General features: G+C 68.8%; 16 protein-coding genes. 3 read left to right on the top strand and 13 right to left on the bottom strand.

Translation table 11 applies throughout. The annotated features are described in order from the left end of the window. Positions 1-71 precede the first annotated feature (71 nt). The 5 genes from OWR29_RS14385 to OWR29_RS14365 form a co-directional block, all read right to left on the bottom strand. On the bottom strand, positions 72-809 hold the full coding sequence (locus OWR29_RS14385) for a methyltransferase domain-containing protein (protein ID WP_267563294.1): 738 nt from the start codon (positions 807-809) through the stop codon (positions 72-74). A gap of 83 nt (positions 810-892) precedes the next feature. Beyond that, the gene (locus OWR29_RS14380; RefSeq protein WP_267563293.1) at positions 893-1,840 is read right to left on the bottom strand and encodes an NAD(P)-dependent alcohol dehydrogenase; all 948 of its coding nucleotides are present in this window, start codon (positions 1,838-1,840) and stop codon (positions 893-895) included. Beyond that, complete coding sequence (locus OWR29_RS14375) at positions 1,837-2,064, bottom strand: helix-turn-helix transcriptional regulator (RefSeq protein WP_251798487.1); 228 nt, start codon at positions 2,062-2,064, stop codon at positions 1,837-1,839. Before OWR29_RS14375 ends, OWR29_RS14380 begins: the two co-directional genes overlap by 4 nt. After that, complete coding sequence (locus OWR29_RS14370) at positions 2,058-2,447, bottom strand: hypothetical protein (protein WP_267563292.1); 390 nt, start codon at positions 2,445-2,447, stop codon at positions 2,058-2,060. The genes OWR29_RS14375 and OWR29_RS14370 overlap by 7 nt, the downstream gene beginning before the upstream one ends. Positions 2,448-2,637: 190 nt before the next feature. After that, complete coding sequence (locus tag OWR29_RS14365; RefSeq protein ID WP_267563291.1) at positions 2,638-3,633, bottom strand: zinc-binding alcohol dehydrogenase family protein; 996 nt, start codon at positions 3,631-3,633, stop codon at positions 2,638-2,640. A 74-nt stretch (positions 3,634-3,707) separates the two neighbouring features. On the opposite strand from OWR29_RS14365, the gene OWR29_RS14360 reads away from it, so the two are divergent. Continuing rightward, positions 3,708-4,085 (top strand): winged helix-turn-helix transcriptional regulator, encoded by a 378-nt coding sequence (locus OWR29_RS14360; protein ID WP_267563290.1) that lies wholly within the window; start codon positions 3,708-3,710, stop codon positions 4,083-4,085. Between the two features lie 582 nt (positions 4,086-4,667). Then, a complete protein-coding gene (locus OWR29_RS14355; protein WP_267563289.1) occupies positions 4,668-5,444 on the top strand; it encodes an ACT domain-containing protein in 777 nt (258 codons plus the stop codon). On the opposite strand, the gene OWR29_RS14350 is transcribed toward OWR29_RS14355, so the two are convergent. Next, a complete protein-coding gene (locus OWR29_RS14350) occupies positions 5,411-6,643 on the bottom strand; it encodes an endonuclease/exonuclease/phosphatase family protein (protein WP_267563288.1) in 1,233 nt (410 codons plus the stop codon). The two genes, OWR29_RS14355 and OWR29_RS14350, sit on opposite strands and share 34 nt — an antisense overlap. A 98-nt stretch (positions 6,644-6,741) precedes the next feature. On the opposite strand from OWR29_RS14350, the gene OWR29_RS14345 reads away from it, so the two are divergent. After that, a complete protein-coding gene (locus OWR29_RS14345) occupies positions 6,742-7,851 on the top strand; it encodes an erythromycin esterase family protein (RefSeq protein ID WP_267563287.1) in 1,110 nt (369 codons plus the stop codon). Positions 7,852-7,907: 56 nt separating this feature from the next. Here OWR29_RS14345 and OWR29_RS14340 read toward each other — a convergent pair whose 3' ends face one another. The 7 genes from OWR29_RS14340 to OWR29_RS14310 form a co-directional block, all read right to left on the bottom strand. Beyond that, positions 7,908-9,023, bottom strand: a complete 1,116-nt coding sequence (locus tag OWR29_RS14340; RefSeq protein WP_267563286.1) for an alpha/beta fold hydrolase — start codon at positions 9,021-9,023, stop codon at positions 7,908-7,910. A 129-nt stretch (positions 9,024-9,152) separates the two neighbouring features. Continuing rightward, entirely contained in the window at positions 9,153-10,337 is a 1,185-nt protein-coding gene (locus OWR29_RS14335) for a serine hydrolase domain-containing protein (RefSeq protein WP_267563285.1), read from the bottom strand. Next, positions 10,334-11,224: a hypothetical protein gene (locus OWR29_RS14330; protein ID WP_267563284.1), complete on the bottom strand. Its 891-nt coding sequence runs from the start codon at positions 11,222-11,224 to the stop codon at positions 10,334-10,336. Before OWR29_RS14330 ends, OWR29_RS14335 begins: the two co-directional genes overlap by 4 nt. A 132-nt stretch (positions 11,225-11,356) precedes the next feature. Next, entirely contained in the window at positions 11,357-12,229 is an 873-nt protein-coding gene (locus tag OWR29_RS14325; RefSeq protein WP_267563283.1) for a class I SAM-dependent methyltransferase, read from the bottom strand. Positions 12,230-12,344: 115 nt separating this feature from the next. Further along, complete coding sequence (locus tag OWR29_RS14320) at positions 12,345-12,737, bottom strand: hypothetical protein (protein WP_267563282.1); 393 nt, start codon at positions 12,735-12,737, stop codon at positions 12,345-12,347. Between the two features lie 99 nt (positions 12,738-12,836). After that, a complete protein-coding gene (locus OWR29_RS14315) occupies positions 12,837-13,169 on the bottom strand; it encodes a helix-turn-helix domain-containing protein (protein ID WP_267563281.1) in 333 nt (110 codons plus the stop codon). Between the two features lie 49 nt (positions 13,170-13,218). Beyond that, the gene (locus OWR29_RS14310; protein ID WP_267563280.1) at positions 13,219-13,713 is read right to left on the bottom strand and encodes a GNAT family N-acetyltransferase; all 495 of its coding nucleotides are present in this window, start codon (positions 13,711-13,713) and stop codon (positions 13,219-13,221) included. Between the last annotated feature and the right edge of the window lie 257 nt (positions 13,714-13,970).

The following is a 13,970-nucleotide window of genomic DNA, read 5'->3' as shown; positions in this document are numbered from 1 at the left end:
CCGTTTGGGCGCGGCCGTTTGTTGCGCTTGGGCCGCGGCCCGTTCGTGGGGCTTGGGCCGCGGCCCGTTCGTCAGGCTTCGGCCACGACCAGGTAGAAGGTGAAGCCGGCGACGACCGGGCCTGCCTCGAGCCGGCTCAACCAAGCGTCGGCCCGGTCGCGGGTGATGTCGCCGTTGTCCACAGCGCGAGCCGAGTTCCGTTGCAGACCAAGTATCCGGTTCGCCGTGGGGTAGTCGCGGAACAGGACGGGGACGGGCTCCACAGCCCGGATGTGGAAACCGGCGTAAGTACACAGGCGTACGAGTTCACGGCCGATGGTGGCGTTGCGGACCTGACGGGCGTTGAACCGAGCGAAGGCCCGGCTGGTTTCCACATCCTCGTCCGCCACGGCGAGGGTGTCCCAGTCGGGTTCAGCCATCCCGAACAGCCCACCGGACCGCAGCGCCCGTCGTGCCTCCACCACCGCCGCCTGTGGATCGTCGGCATGTTGAAGCACCCGATCAACCTTGATGCAGTCAACACTGCCGTCCTCCAGCGGCAATGCGTGCAGATCACCGGTTCGGACGTCAACCCCCGGATGCCGGCGTCGCGCCTCGTCCACCATCCGAGCGTCCCGATCGACCCCGATCACCCGGCCGCCGTCGCCCACCGCTTCGGCCAGCGATCCCAGATCCGTTCCCGGCCCACAGCCGATGTCCACAGCCGTCTGCCCCGGCGCGATCGCCAGCAACTCGATCAGCCGCCGTTTGTAGGCCGTCCCCACATCGGTGGCCGCCGCATCATCCATGTACGCGATCTGGTCAGTCATCCACAGACTTCATCAGGTATCCGAGCGTTTCGGGTGTCGAACTTGTGGAGAACCGGAGGAGCTTCACCACCCTGGTTGGTCGGTCACAGAGTCAGGGCGATCTTGCCGGTTACTTGGCCCGTGGCGAGGTTGTGCATCGCAGTACGGGCTTCCTCCAACGGATACGTTCGCTGCAGGGGCGACGGAATAGAGGTAAGTGCAGCCAGGTCGGCGCGCTTGGCGATCACGACCGGGGCGCGCAGCGTCTGCTTGAGGAACGGCGAGATGGCCAACGCCTGCAGGTTGCGCTCGAGGCCGCCGAAGAAGCGTCCACCCTGTTCGCCCCCGGCGATGGACAGAATGCCGCGCGGCTTCAGCAGCGCCCGCAACTGTGCAAGCGATCGGTTCCCCGCGATATCCACAATCAGGTCGTACGACCCGGTCAGCGGTTCGCGCGTGTAGTCGATGACCCGGTCGGCGCCGAAGCCCCGCACGGCCTCCACCTTCCCTGTGCTGCACACCGCGGTAACCGTGTCGCCGTGCGCCTTGGCCAACAACACGGCGAACGACCCCACCCCTCCGCCGGCGCCGATGACCAACACATCGCGACCAGGAGGTGTGGGTGCGGACGGAGCCAGGAGCAGCATGTGGAGGGCGGTGGCGGCCGAGGTGGGGATTACCGCGGCCTGCGGGAACGTGAGGTGGGCAGGCTTGTGCAGCAGGCGATGCTGCTTTGCCTTGGCGTACTCGGCCCAGCTGCTGGAGCCCTCGCCGAAGACCTCGTCGCCGGGCTTGAAGTCGGTCACGTCGCGGCCTACGGCTTCTACTACGCCGGCCAGGTCGAGGCCGATGACGGGGTTGCGGGGGCGGCGGAGGCCGAAGCCGAGGCGGGCAATCTGAGGGAGGCCGGTCATCGCGTGCCATGCGCCCCGGTCGACGCCGGCGGCTGTGACCCGTACCAGGACCTCGTTGGGTTTGATCGTGGGTTTCGGCACGTCGGCCAGGTGCAGGACGTCGGCGTCGCCGTAGGTGTCGCGGACTATGGCTCTCACGATGGCTCCTCCGCTGGGTATTGGAAGACGTCGTCCAGGCCGACTCCGAAGACCCGCGCGATGCGGAACGCCGTCTCCAGCGATGGCGAGTATCGGCCCTGTTCGATGGCGATGACGGTCTGGCGGGTGACGCCGATGCGCTCGGCCAGATCGGCCTGCGTCATCTCGCCGGCCGCGAAGCGCAGCGCCCGGATCTCGTTGGTGATGCTGGTCGGTTTCACCACGGGTGGAAACCCCGGCGGTACGCGAAGATCTTGGCGGTCGAGCCGAGCACCGCCGACAGCACGAACGCCAGGTAGATGACGTTGGCGATCCAGAAGTAGCGCGCCTCGAACAGCGCCAGCAGCATCGCCGTCACCGCCCCGGCGACGACCATCGACTGTCCGATGTGGTCGCCGAAGCGGCCGATCTCGCGGTCGCGCTGATCGGGCTTCTGGCCGTGGCCGAAGGAGATGTCGACGGCGATGTTGACGACGATCGCGCCGCCGATCGTCCACAGCAGGGCCGGCACGTAATCGGCCCCGGCGAGGACGGCCACGAGGTACACCAGGTACGCGATAAGGCTGATCACGGCGAGACTCCAAGCCCGCCGCTCCTCACTTGTCATGCCCTCCAAGGTAAAGAAACTCGGACACGAGGTCGAAGTTTCTTTACACGTCTCTCAGCGGCGCCTCAGCTTCGCGTAGGGCGGACGATGCGGACCTGCGGCGTTCTGGCTGGTTGAAGCCGCAGCGGATTCGTGCGAACGCAAAGCGGCTCAGTTCCCCGGAACAGGGGAGCTGAGCCGCTGGTGAGGATCAGAAGCCGGAGAGGACTGTCTTGCCGATGGCGGAGCCCGACTCCTGAGCGGCGTGGGCCCTCTTCATGTTGACTGCATTGATTCCGTCAATGCTGACAGTCAATGTTGATTGGACAACATCCTTGTCGACCAGGGCGGCCACCTGCGTCAGGATCTCGTGCTGGGCGAGGCTCGTCGGGTCGTAGAGGGCGCGCGTGAACATAAGCTCCCAATGCCAGGCGATGCTCTTCGACTTGAGGGCGACAAGGTCCAGGCCGTCGGGCTCGTCGATGGCGACCACAGCACCGTACGGGCGAATGATTTCAGCGAACGTGTCGATCATGCCGGCCGAGTGCGGGCTGAAGACGTAGTTGACGCCGCCGTCAAGTTGAGCCGCGAGGTCGCCGTGGTGGTCGACGACGGAATGGGCGCCGCGGTCGAGCACGTACTGGCGGGACTCGGGACGCGAGGCGGTGCCGATCACTTCGAGGTTGGTCAGGCGGCGGGCGAGCTGGACCAGCACCGCGCCCACGCCGCCGGCCGCGCCCAGCACCAGCAGGCGGCCCGTGCTTTCGGAGGTCAGGCGCAGCCGGTCGAACAGGGACTCCCAGGCGGTGAGGGCGGTCAGCGGGAGCGCCGCGGCCGCCGCGAAGTCCAGCGACGCCGGCTTGCGGGCCACGATGCGCTCGTCCACCAGGTGCAACTCGGAGTTCGTACCGGGACGGGCGATCGAACCCGCGTACCAGACCTCGTCGCCCGGCTTGAACAGCGTGACCGCGGCACCCACCCGTTCCACGACGCCGGCCGCGTCGTAGCCCAGGATCTTGGGCTCGCCGCCGGGATCGGAGCCGGCCCGCACCTTCACGTCGACTGGGTTGACCGACACCGCCGCCACGCGCACCTGCAGATCGTGCTCACCGGGGGTCGGGACGGGAACTTCGAGGTCGAGCAGTGAGTCCGGGTCGGAGATCGGCAGGTTCTTGCGGTAGCCCACCGCGCGCATCAGATCGGTCATGAGCTGGACGGTATTCGGGTGACCCTAGTTACCCGCAACGGCTCTTAGTTCCCTTTGGGTACTACGATCGCCGGGTGCACACGACCAGCTGCGACCGTAAGCACGACGTCTACGACGCTTCCTGCCCGTGCCGCCAGGTGCTGGATCTGCTGGCCAACAAGTGGAGCGCGCTGGCGCTGGGCGCGCTCGAGGACGGGCCGCGCCGCTTCGGCGCCCTGCGCGACCGCCTGGACGGCGTGAGCCCGAAAGTGCTCACCGCCACACTTCGCCGCCTCGAAGACCAGGGGCTCATTGACCGTACGGTGTTCCCGAGCGTTCCCCTGCATGTCGAGTACTCGCTGACTGCCCTCGGCAAGGACGCGTGTGCCCCGCTGGCCGCCCTGCGCGCCTGGGTTGTGGACAACATCGAGCGCTTCCCGACCGCCGCAGTGAGCGCAGGCGACGGCCGTTAGCGCGGGTGGCCGCAGTCAGCGGAGGTGGCCGCGGTCAGCGCAGGTGTCCCACTTAGCGCGGGGCGGTCGCAGTGAGCGGAGGCGGCCGCGGTTAGCGCGGGTGGCCGCGGTTAGCGGGAGGCGGTCGCATCTAGCGGGCGGTCGCAGTCAGCGCGAGGGAGCCGCAGTTGGCGCGGGCGGTCGCGGTTAGCGCAGGCGGTCGCACATATCCTGGGCGGTCGTAGTTCGGGCGGGCGGTTGCGATTGGCGCAGGCAGTCGCGGTTAGCGCGCGCGGTCGCACATATCCCGGGCGGTCGCAGTGAGGGCGAGCGGTCGCAGTGAGCGGAGGCGGCCGCGGTTAGCGCGGGCGGTCCCGGTCAGCGCGAGGGGGTCGCGGTCAGCGCCGACGGCCGCGATCGACTTTGGCGGCCGCTGCAAGCGTCGGGCGGCGTGTGCCGGCGGCTGATTGTCGGTCGGGGCGGTTGTGGACGCGGCCGGTTCCGGGGACCGGCAATCGCGAATTCACAAAGGGCCGTTCTGTTATCGCGGCCGACACGGCGAGTAACTGACGGGGACATGTCGGGCGTTGAGTATCGCTGGGCATGAAGGCTATTCGGGTGGCCCACTGGGCCGCCGACCTCATCGAGGTGGCCGCCGTGTTCTTCGCGGTCGGCACGGCTCACCTGTTCGTCACGCTGCTGGGCGAGCGGGCCCATGGTCCGCAGATGCTGGCGGCGAGCGGCGTCATCGTCATCGCCGGAGCGCTTCTGCGGCGGCGCTGGAAACGACGTACGGCGCCGGTTGCGTCACGGCACGCCGCGATGCCGGATCTGCTCGGGTTTCCGGCCGCGCGTAGCGATCTGATGCGGGTGCGCACCACGCTGCCGGACCGGCCGGGCACGCTGGCCGCGCTCGCTGAACGGCTCGCCGGGCGGGGCATCAACATTCTGGCGATCCAGATACATCCGGGGGAGCGCGGCGCCGTCGATGAACTGCTGGTGGCTGTGCCCGCCGAGCTACCCGCAGCCGAAGTGGTCGCTACGGTGGCGGCCGGCGGCGGCGAGGCCACCGAGGCCAACCGGGCCGACGTGCACGACCTGGTGGATCCGGCGACGCGGGCCCTGACCCTGGCCCGGCACGCGGCCACCGGCGCGATGAGCCTGGCGGGAGCCGTCCACAGCCTGCTCGGCGCCGACCTCGCGGCGACCCGGCCGACGGGCCCGGCTCACGTCGCCGTGCTGCACGACGCCGGCGGCGATGAGCGTTATCTCGTACGGCCCGCGCCCGCGTTCACTCCGACGGAGATCTCGCGGGCGCAGGCCCTGATGGATCTGTACGAGGACGATCAGCGGCGCAGGTCGAGCCAGACCAGGCGGTGATCCGAGGTGGGGAAGCCGTTGACCGGGGCCCAGATCGGGTCGTAGACGCCGCTCAGACGGGAGAGCGGGTTGGCCTGCACCGGCCAGAAGACGCCGGAGCCGGTCACCTTGAGACCCTTGCGCGGCAGCACGTAGTCGGCGCGCAGGTTGCCGGGGGCGGTGTCGGCGAAGTCGGCCGTGTCGTAGCGCGGGTTGCCGGTGTGGGTGTGGTTGGCTCCGCCTTGCAGGGTGGCGGCCTCGGCGGCGCCCGCGCTCGACGGGGTGGTCCGCGTGTTGATCAGCGGGTGGGTCAGCAGCTGGTTGATGGCGTGGTCGTACGAGTCGCCGTCGTTCGGGTCGGCGTTCTGGTCGCCGGCGATCACGAACGCCTGACCGGGCTTGAGCCCGCCGCGGCGGCCCTTGTCGTCGTAGATGTACGCCGACCGCTTGCCGGGGGTGACGTAGTCGGCCCAGAAGCGGATCTCGTCGTGGTTGCGGCGGCCGTTGCGGTCCTCGGGGCCGTCGAACGTGGGCGGCGTCGGGTGCGAGACCAGATAGTGCAGCGTACGGCCGCCGACCCGGATCGGGACGTCCCAGTGGCTCTTCGACGACAGGCGCAGCACCTTCTGGGCCTCGGCCGAGTAGAAGTCGGTGGGGATCAGGTTGCCCGGCATGTCCTTCCACTTGAACAGCTGGAAGGTGCGGACAGCCTTGGTGTCGATCGGGTACTTCGAGTACACGACCATGCCGTACTGGCCGGGGAAGAGCCCGAAACCGAACGAGTCGTCGCCGTACGCCTGGTCGCCCGGGGTCGTGTCGGCCACGCCGTTGTTGTTCAGGTCGAGGCCGGACGAGATGCCCGTGTTCGACGGCGCCACGTACCGGTACGGGTAGCGCTGCGCCGGCGCGCCGTTCTGCGACACCGCCAGGAAGTTGCGCGCGAACAGCCGCGCCGCCTCGGGGTCGTAGTCGAACTCGTTGAGCAGGACCACGTCGGGGTGGGCCCGCTGGATCACCTCGGCGACGTTGCGCGCCTGGCGGCGGTAGACGTCGTCCACCGCCGGGTTGGCCAGATGCTCGCGCAGCAGCCCCTCGGACGGCCGGTTGAGCGAAAGGTTGTACGTAGCGACACGTAACGAGCGTTCGTGCGCGGAAACAGGAGCGGCGAGACCCAGCACCATGGCCGAGGCTGCTGCCGCACCGACAAGAAGTCGCCTCATGAATTCTGTGTCTACCGGACCGGCCACACCCACGCCACGCTGCGACGACCTCCGACGTGGACAGTTCACCGCACGGACACCCACTAGGGTCGGGCGCCATGCGGATCGACTGGGAACCCGTTCTTGAGCGAATCGGCGACGCGCGCGTGGTGGCGATCGGCGAATCCGCTCACTTTGTGCGCGAGTACCACGTACTCCGTCAAGAACTGATCGCTTTTCTGCACGAACGTGCAGGGTTCTGCACGGTGGCGTTCGAGTCGGGCTTCAGCGAGGGCCTGGCCGTGCGCGAGTGGATGCGCGAAGGTGTCGGCGACCCGCCCGCGGACGGCATGACCTACCGGTTCGCCCAGTGCGCGGAGATGAGCGATCTGTTGCGCATGTTGAACGAACGTGCAATCGAGTACTGGGGCCTCGACCTGCCCGGCGACCTGGCCTCGGCCGGTCCCGCGCTCGACCATCTCGACCGGCTCGCGGGTGCGCCTCGGCAAACCCTTTCCGTCGTACGTCGTCACATGTCGAAGTTCGCGTCGGCCTACACGATTCCGGCCTTCTCGGCGTACCGGGAAATGGCCCTCATCGACCGTGACGCGCTGACGCTGGCCCTGGCCGAACTGAGCGCGCGCTTCGACGCGACGCCCCGCCGGCCCGACCCCGTCGCCCGGCACGAGCTGCGCCTGCTCGTCCTGCTCGATCAGATGTTGCGCGCGCAGGCGGCCGCCGTCGAAGGAATGCACGAATATGCGCGTTTGAACGTTCGCGATGGTGCGATGGCGCGCACGGCCGAGTGGATCCTCGACCGCACGCCGGGGCGCCTGATCATCGCGGCCGCCAACTCGCACATCCAGCGCCGGCATCCAGCGTTCGACGTCCTGGGCACCCACCTGGCCGCCATGCTCGGCGACGACTACGTGGCGATCGGCGTGACGTGCGAGGGCGGCCGCGTGGCGACCCGCCGGCTCGCGCCCGACGCCCCGGCGATGGCCGAGACGGTGGAGGTCGAGCTCGAGCCGCCGGTCGAGGGAAGCATCGAGGCAGCGATGGCGAGCGCAGGCGTCACCGTCGCCGACCCGAGCCGGTTCGGCGCCGACAAGATCCGGCTGCTCGACACGTACGCCGAGGGCCCGGTCGCCGAGGCCTTCGACCTGGTCGCCTGCGTCCCCGTCAGCACGCCCACCGAGCAGGCCATCTGGTCCGGCGGCCGCCAGTGATCGAAACGCCCGGCTGAGGCGGCCGGTGGGGAGCCCGGCCGCCTCAGCGGGAGCGGTTACGTGAAGCGGGCGGCGATCCAGTCGGCGACCAGCGTCGTGCTTTGGAAGACGGCGCCGTCGTGGGTGGCGCCGTCCAGCTCTACGAACTGGACCGGCTGGTTGTAGGCGGTCAGCTGGGTCAGCAGGGGACCGGCGGTGATCACGTACGGGACGGCCTCGTCGGCGGTGCCCTGGATCAGCAGGATGGGGGAGCTGGGGGCCTTCTGGGCCGGGTTGGCCGTCTTGGACAGCTTGGCGATCACCGACTGCGGGAGGGCGCCGCCGACCAGCAGCTCCGAGGCGGTCAGGGACTGGTACGCGGTCAGGATGTCGTTCAGGCAGCCGCTCTGCAGCACGCCGGTGCGCTGGCGGGCGGGGGCGGCCAGGATCGTGTTCGGGTTGACCGTGGGGTCCACCGCCTGCAGGCCGTACAGGGCCATCACCAGGTAGCCCTGGGCCGGCGTGCCGGGGATCAGCGGCGCGAACAGGTCGGCGTTGGACACGGGAGCGACGGCCGAGACGCCGCGCAGCACCAGCGCGCCGTCGTACGAGGGGGCGAGCTCGTTGGCGAACAGCGCGCCCTGCCCGCCCTGCGAGTGCCCGTCGATCACGTACTGGGTGCTCAGCGCGCTGTCCAGGTTGCGGGCGGCCTTGGCGCTGTCGATCATCGAGCGGGCTTCGCTGAGGCCGACCAGGTAGGGGTGGGCCAGGGGAGTGCCCAGGCCGGGGTAGTCGGGGGCGGCCACCGTCCAGCCGCGGCGCAGCAGTTCGGCGATCGCGGCCCGCGCCTCGGGCCAGAACACCGCCTGGCTGGCCGAGGGGGCGCACTGGTCGGCCAGTCCGGTCGTGCCGTGTCCCCACACGACCGTACGGTTCTTCTTGTTGGTCTTCGGAGTCAGGATCAGGCCGGTTGCCGTTATCGGCAGCCCACTTGTATTGCTCGACAGGTACGAGATCTTCTTGCCGTTGGCCAGCGGCGCCAATTCGGCCGGAAGGGTCGCGGTGGCGCTGGTGAGAACCGTTCCGGCTAATACGGCGGCGCGCGCCGGCTTACCCGCGACAAAAGCCGCGGAAATGGCCAGAAGAACGGTCAGAATGGACGCGAGAAATGTTCTTCTCAGGGCAGGGTTCACCGATGGTTCCTTTCGAAAAGAAAGATTTCAGGCAGAATCGATCGCGCCGCCCGATGGGGCGGCGCGAAAGACGATCAGAAATCGCCGGACCTGGCCGCGAGAGGGCCAGGTCCGGTGGAGGAAAGAGAGCTAGCGCGTGGTGGCGAAGTGGTCGGCCACGCTGCGGAGGGCGGCGACGGTCTCGGCGTCACGGCGCTCGTCGTCCTGCGTGGGCCACGCGCTGCACTTCACGATGACGACCTCGGCGGCCGGATCGATGAAGAGGTACTGTCCGTGCACGCCCAGGCCGGTGAAAGCGTGGTGAGCCTCCGGGCCGAGCGTCCACCACTGATTGCCGTACCCGTAGTGGCTGTATCCGCTGGGGCCGAGCGCGCCCACGGCCAGGTGCGGGCGGTCGTCGCCCCGGCTGCGGCGCACCCATTCGACGGGCACGATCTGCTCGCCGTTGTAGGCGCCGTCGCCGGCCATCAGCAGGCCGACGCGGGCGACGTCGCGGGCCGTCGCGTTCAGTGAGCCGCCGCCGATCGCCGTGCGCGGGCGGCCGCGGGTGAGCCAGTAGTACGCGTCACGGTCGCAACCCAGCTTCCGCCACAGCCGCTCCGACGCGTACGCCGCAAGGGTTTGACCTGTCGCTGCCTCGAGCACCCAGCCCAGGATCTGCGTGTCGAACGTGGAGTAGTTGAAGCGCTCACCGGCCGGCGCGGTCCGCGTTGCCGCGCGGACCACGTCGGCGATGTCGCCCCCTCCCATGATCGTCTGCTCGAAGCGCTTGATGCCGCTGTCCGGCACCTCCCAGGTCTCGAGGTCGCCGACGCCGGTGGTCATGTCGAGCAGCTCGGCGATCGTGTTCTCTTCGTACGCCGTACCGAGGAAATCGGGCCGATAGTCGGTGATCCGGTCCTTCTCGCTCCCGATGGCGCCGTCGTGCAGGGCGATGCCGATCAGGATCGAGGTGACGGACTTCGACACCGAGAACAGCTGCATGCGCGAGCGAGGGCCGGTGAACGCGCCGGGGTACGTCTCGTGCACGATCTTGCCCCGGTGCAGCACGACGAACGCCGTGGTGTGGGTACGGCGGTGCAGCTCGTGCAGGGTGCGGTCGTAGCCGTCGAACCGGTAGGAAAGCGAGAGCGGCTGGTTGTCGACCGGCAGGGGAATGCCGGCGTCGCCGCTCGCGACCCGTTCCGTCGGCATCAGCCAGTTCATGTGAGTGAAGGTCCACTCGTTGAACGGCCGGCGCATGATCAGATCACCCTGCTTGTCCCACCAGGAGGGCTCCCGGTTGCCGTGGGGCCTCTCCGTGGTACTTGTCATGTCGGTCCCCCGTTGTTGTTCTTCGCCGATCGTTCGAACAGTTCGCGCAGGGTCAGGCCGGACGGTTCGTCGACCGGTTCCAGGTAGGCCGCCATCAGGCCGAGCACGCCCTTGCCGACCAAGTTCTCGGTCGGGCCGTGGTCGGCTATGTCGACGCTGGGGTCGCCCAGGTGCCGCACGGCCAGACCCTCGGTGACCGCGGCGAGCAGGTTGCTGAACTCCTGGATGGTGATGCCCGGGCGCAGCCGGTAGCCACGGGCGGCGATCGTCTCCTCGTAGATCTTCATCCACGGTTCGAGCGCGCCGGCGTAGTTGTTGGCGATCGAGCTGCGGATGCCGTCGTTGCGGTGTGCCGTCGCGACCATGATCAGCTGCAGTTTGAACAGCGGCATGCGGCACAGCGCCATGAGCTCGTGGTAACTGGACCGGTCGACCGCGTCGACGAAGCTCTCGTCGGTGGCCAGCCAGTCGCCGCGCGTCTCGACGTCGGCCCCGTACTGCGGGTCGTAGTTGATGGCGTGCAGCATGAAGGCGAGCAGGTCGTTCAGGTAGTCGTCGTGGCTCGCCCACGTCGACCGGTAGGGCCCGGCGCCTTTCTGCCGCAGGAACGGCAGCTCCAGCTCCTCGACCTCGGCCGAGAGCGCCCGCTCGGTCAGGAAGCTCAGGCCCGACCAGTACTGCTTGCGGCCGTCGCCGGTCGCGGTGGCGGGCCGTTGCGCGCCGAGGTTGCGCTCGATGAGGTTCGCGCCGGCCTTCAGGTACGACGCGACCTTGAGCGAGTTGACCAGGGCGGCCCGGGTCGACTCGCGCACTCCCTTGACGCGAGTCACGATCCCCGAGAAGTCCGCGCAGTACGGGTAGGGCAGATCCTTCTTGCCGTACGTCATGCAGGTGATTGTTGTCGGAATCCTCGGACCTTCAAGTGCGCACGTGCGTAGTACTCGCAGGCTAAGACTTCGGGCATTAAGCACGTACGCTCCGTGAGCGCACGGTCGCGCTGCGTGGATTTCCGCTGCTTGTTACGGGTGCAGAGCGCGGAGGTACGCGGTGGCGAGCGTACGCCGCGTAGGGGTGCCTGACTGGGCAAGTTGCGTCATCCGCGTGTCGAGACGCTGACACTCCGCCTCGGACAGGGCCATCGTCATCGCCTCGCCGTAGGTCGGCGCCAGCGGATTGGGGGAGACGTTCTTGCGGGCTTCCCAGTCGCCGATCGGCTCGGCCGGCACGTCGAGCTGCGCCCGGTAGTCGACCTCGACGCCGTCGAAGCCCGCCTCGGCCGCCCAGCGCAGCAGATCCCGTTCGTCGAAATCGGTCATCGGGTTCTCGCCGCGCCGCGCGCCGTCGCGATAGATGGCGACCACTTTGGCCAGCAGATCGGCCACCTCGGGATCGCGTAGCCCGAAAAGGCTGTCCGGCCGGTGCTCGAGCAGGAAACGGTTGATCGGCTCGAAAATGGAGAGCCGCCCGCCCGGCCGCAGCACCCGGAAGAATTCGTGGAAAGCCTGTGCCTTGTGGTCGCAATAGATCAGGACGGAACGGGTTGTGACAACGTCGACAGAATTATCCGGTACGGCTGACAGGTCCTCGGCCGGGGCATGCAGAAAGCTGCAGCGCTTGTCGTCGCCGGCGCGCTTGCGGCATTCCTCCAGCCCCGCCTCCGAGACATCGCTGAAGATGACATGGCCGTCCGGGCCGAGCCGCTCGAGGGCGCCGAAGGCGATCAGCCCGGTGCCGGCGCCGACGTCGAGGACGGTGTCGGACGGCGTGAGCGCCGCCCGATCAAGCACCTCGTCGCGGAAGACCTCCAGCGCGGTGGCGTGTTCCGCCCGCAGTGCGGCGTTACCGCCGTCGCGGCGCGTCAGCAGCCACCGCGTCCACTCGTCCGACCCCATCGGATCACCGTAGGGCACGACATCTCTCGATGGGTGAGACATACGCGGGAGGCAATGGAAACGTGATCAGTGATGGGGTTTCGATAACGTCCCCGATATGTTGCGGCGTTGATTCTCAGACTTCGACCACAGTGGGCCCGGCCCAGGTCGGCCCGGCCCAGGCGGCTCGGACGACGGTCGGTCCCGCCCAGCTGTCACCGGCGACGGTCGGCTTGCCGCGACCGGCGAGCACAATGGTCGGTCCGGCCCAGCTCGGCTTGCCACGTCCGGCGAGGACGACGGTCGGCCCGGCCCAGTCGGCCGTCGGTCCCGCCCAGTCGGCCGTCGGTCCGGCCCAGTCCGTTCCCGGTGCGCGGTCCCAGTTCGTGCCCGCCACGACCGTGTCCGTGCTGGTGGCGCCCTTGCCGGCGACGGCCGCGCCGCCCACCCCGGCCCCGAGCAGTGCGGAGCTCGCAATGGCGGCGCCCGTGCCGAGAACGATCAGGCTGCGGCGTGCGATGCGGTTCATGGTGTGCCCCCGTTTCGTCGATGTGGACACCAGCGTGTCGCCTACCCCGGGCGCTGACCAGCGGGAACGCTTGCCGGGAACATCCCGGGACGCGGGCCCTCAGCGCCGCCCGAGCGCCCACCCGACGGCACCCGACGCGGCCATCAACGCGCACACCCCGACGACCGGCCCGAACCGCCGCACTTCTCTCTCCTCGGGCCAGCGTGTCTGCCGGCGGGCGCGCCGCGCGGCCTCCCACTGCCGCCGCAACCGGGCGTGGTCACCCCCGCCGAGATCGGCCAGCACGACCACCACCTCCCACGGTGGTAGCGCCTGCCCGCCGAAATACCGTGACAAGGACGAGTCGCTGACGTGCGCCTTCAGGCTGAGTTCCCGCAGCGTGAGCCCCGCCTCGCTGCGTAACCGGCGCAACTCTGTGGTGAGTGCCGACATATCGCTCATGTTCATCCCCCGATGTCCGCGATGGCGTCCATTGTGGGTGTCAGAGCAAAGGCGCCGACAGATCAAGCTCGTGCCGGATGCACGGCTGCCCGCTCCGAACGGCGTCACCGACCTCGACGAACCCGGTCGCCCGCAGAACCGCCCGCGAAGCCCCGTTGCGAACTTCAGCGTCGGCAGTCAACCGCTCGAGCCCGTACGAGTCACGAGCGAGCGCGATAACCAGCCGCACGCCTTGTTTGGCCACCCCGCGCCCCGCCGACGCCTCGCCCACTCGAAACCCCAGCTCGGCGGTGCCGTCGGCCACGTCGAACAGGTTGAACCGCCCCACCACGCGCCCGTCCTCGCCGACCAGCACATGAAAGTGGCAGACGCCGGCCCGCTGCTCCTCCAACAGGGCTGCATGCCGCTCATCGAACCGAGCGAAGTACTCGTCCCCGCGATCGCGCACCGACCGTGCGAAGAAGGCCCGGTTCTCCGTCTCGAACCGCAGCAGTTCAGCCGAGTGCCCCTCCGCCAGCCGCTCCAACCTCAACACCTTGGTTACTGCTCCTATCCAGCCCACCCACCCGGGGGCCACCACCCTAAGGCGGCGCTGTCAAATGGGCGGCCCAATTATCCACAGCAGCCCGTTTCCGCGGTTTCGGGTTGTCCACAGGCCCGAGTCGATCCTCCTTCCTGATATGGGCCGCATTCAGCGCCCGACGGCGGTTCGGGCATTGCCGGCGGTCGCTCGGGGAGTCCCGGATGCGCATGGCGTCGGGCTATCGTGCCTCGGACCGTGGTTCCGGAATC

Source organism: Paractinoplanes pyxinae, assembly GCF_026626335.1.
In the GTDB taxonomy this organism is placed as follows: domain Bacteria; phylum Actinomycetota; class Actinomycetes; order Mycobacteriales; family Micromonosporaceae; genus Actinoplanes; species Actinoplanes pyxinae.
This window is presented reverse-complemented; position numbering and strand designations above follow the sequence as displayed.

Coding starts and splice junctions, on each gene's coding strand:
- OWR29_RS14385 (WP_267563294.1), bottom strand. CDS start 809: ATGACTGACCAGATCGCGTACATGGATGATGCGGCGGCCACCGATGTG.
- OWR29_RS14370 (WP_267563292.1), bottom strand. CDS start 2,447: ATGACAAGTGAGGAGCGGCGGGCTTGGAGTCTCGCCGTGATCAGCCTT.
- OWR29_RS14365 (WP_267563291.1), bottom strand. CDS start 3,633: ATGACCGATCTGATGCGCGCGGTGGGCTACCGCAAGAACCTGCCGATC.
- OWR29_RS14355 (WP_267563289.1), top strand. CDS start 4,668: ATGAAGGCTATTCGGGTGGCCCACTGGGCCGCCGACCTCATCGAGGTG.
- OWR29_RS14350 (WP_267563288.1), bottom strand. CDS start 6,643: ATGAGGCGACTTCTTGTCGGTGCGGCAGCAGCCTCGGCCATGGTGCTG.
- OWR29_RS14345 (WP_267563287.1), top strand. CDS start 6,742: ATGCGGATCGACTGGGAACCCGTTCTTGAGCGAATCGGCGACGCGCGC.
- OWR29_RS14335 (WP_267563285.1), bottom strand. CDS start 10,337: ATGACAAGTACCACGGAGAGGCCCCACGGCAACCGGGAGCCCTCCTGG.
- OWR29_RS14330 (WP_267563284.1), bottom strand. CDS start 11,224: ATGACGTACGGCAAGAAGGATCTGCCCTACCCGTACTGCGCGGACTTC.
- OWR29_RS14325 (WP_267563283.1), bottom strand. CDS start 12,229: ATGGGGTCGGACGAGTGGACGCGGTGGCTGCTGACGCGCCGCGACGGC.
- OWR29_RS14320 (WP_267563282.1), bottom strand. CDS start 12,737: ATGAACCGCATCGCACGCCGCAGCCTGATCGTTCTCGGCACGGGCGCC.
- OWR29_RS14315 (WP_267563281.1), bottom strand. CDS start 13,169: ATGTCGGCACTCACCACAGAGTTGCGCCGGTTACGCAGCGAGGCGGGG.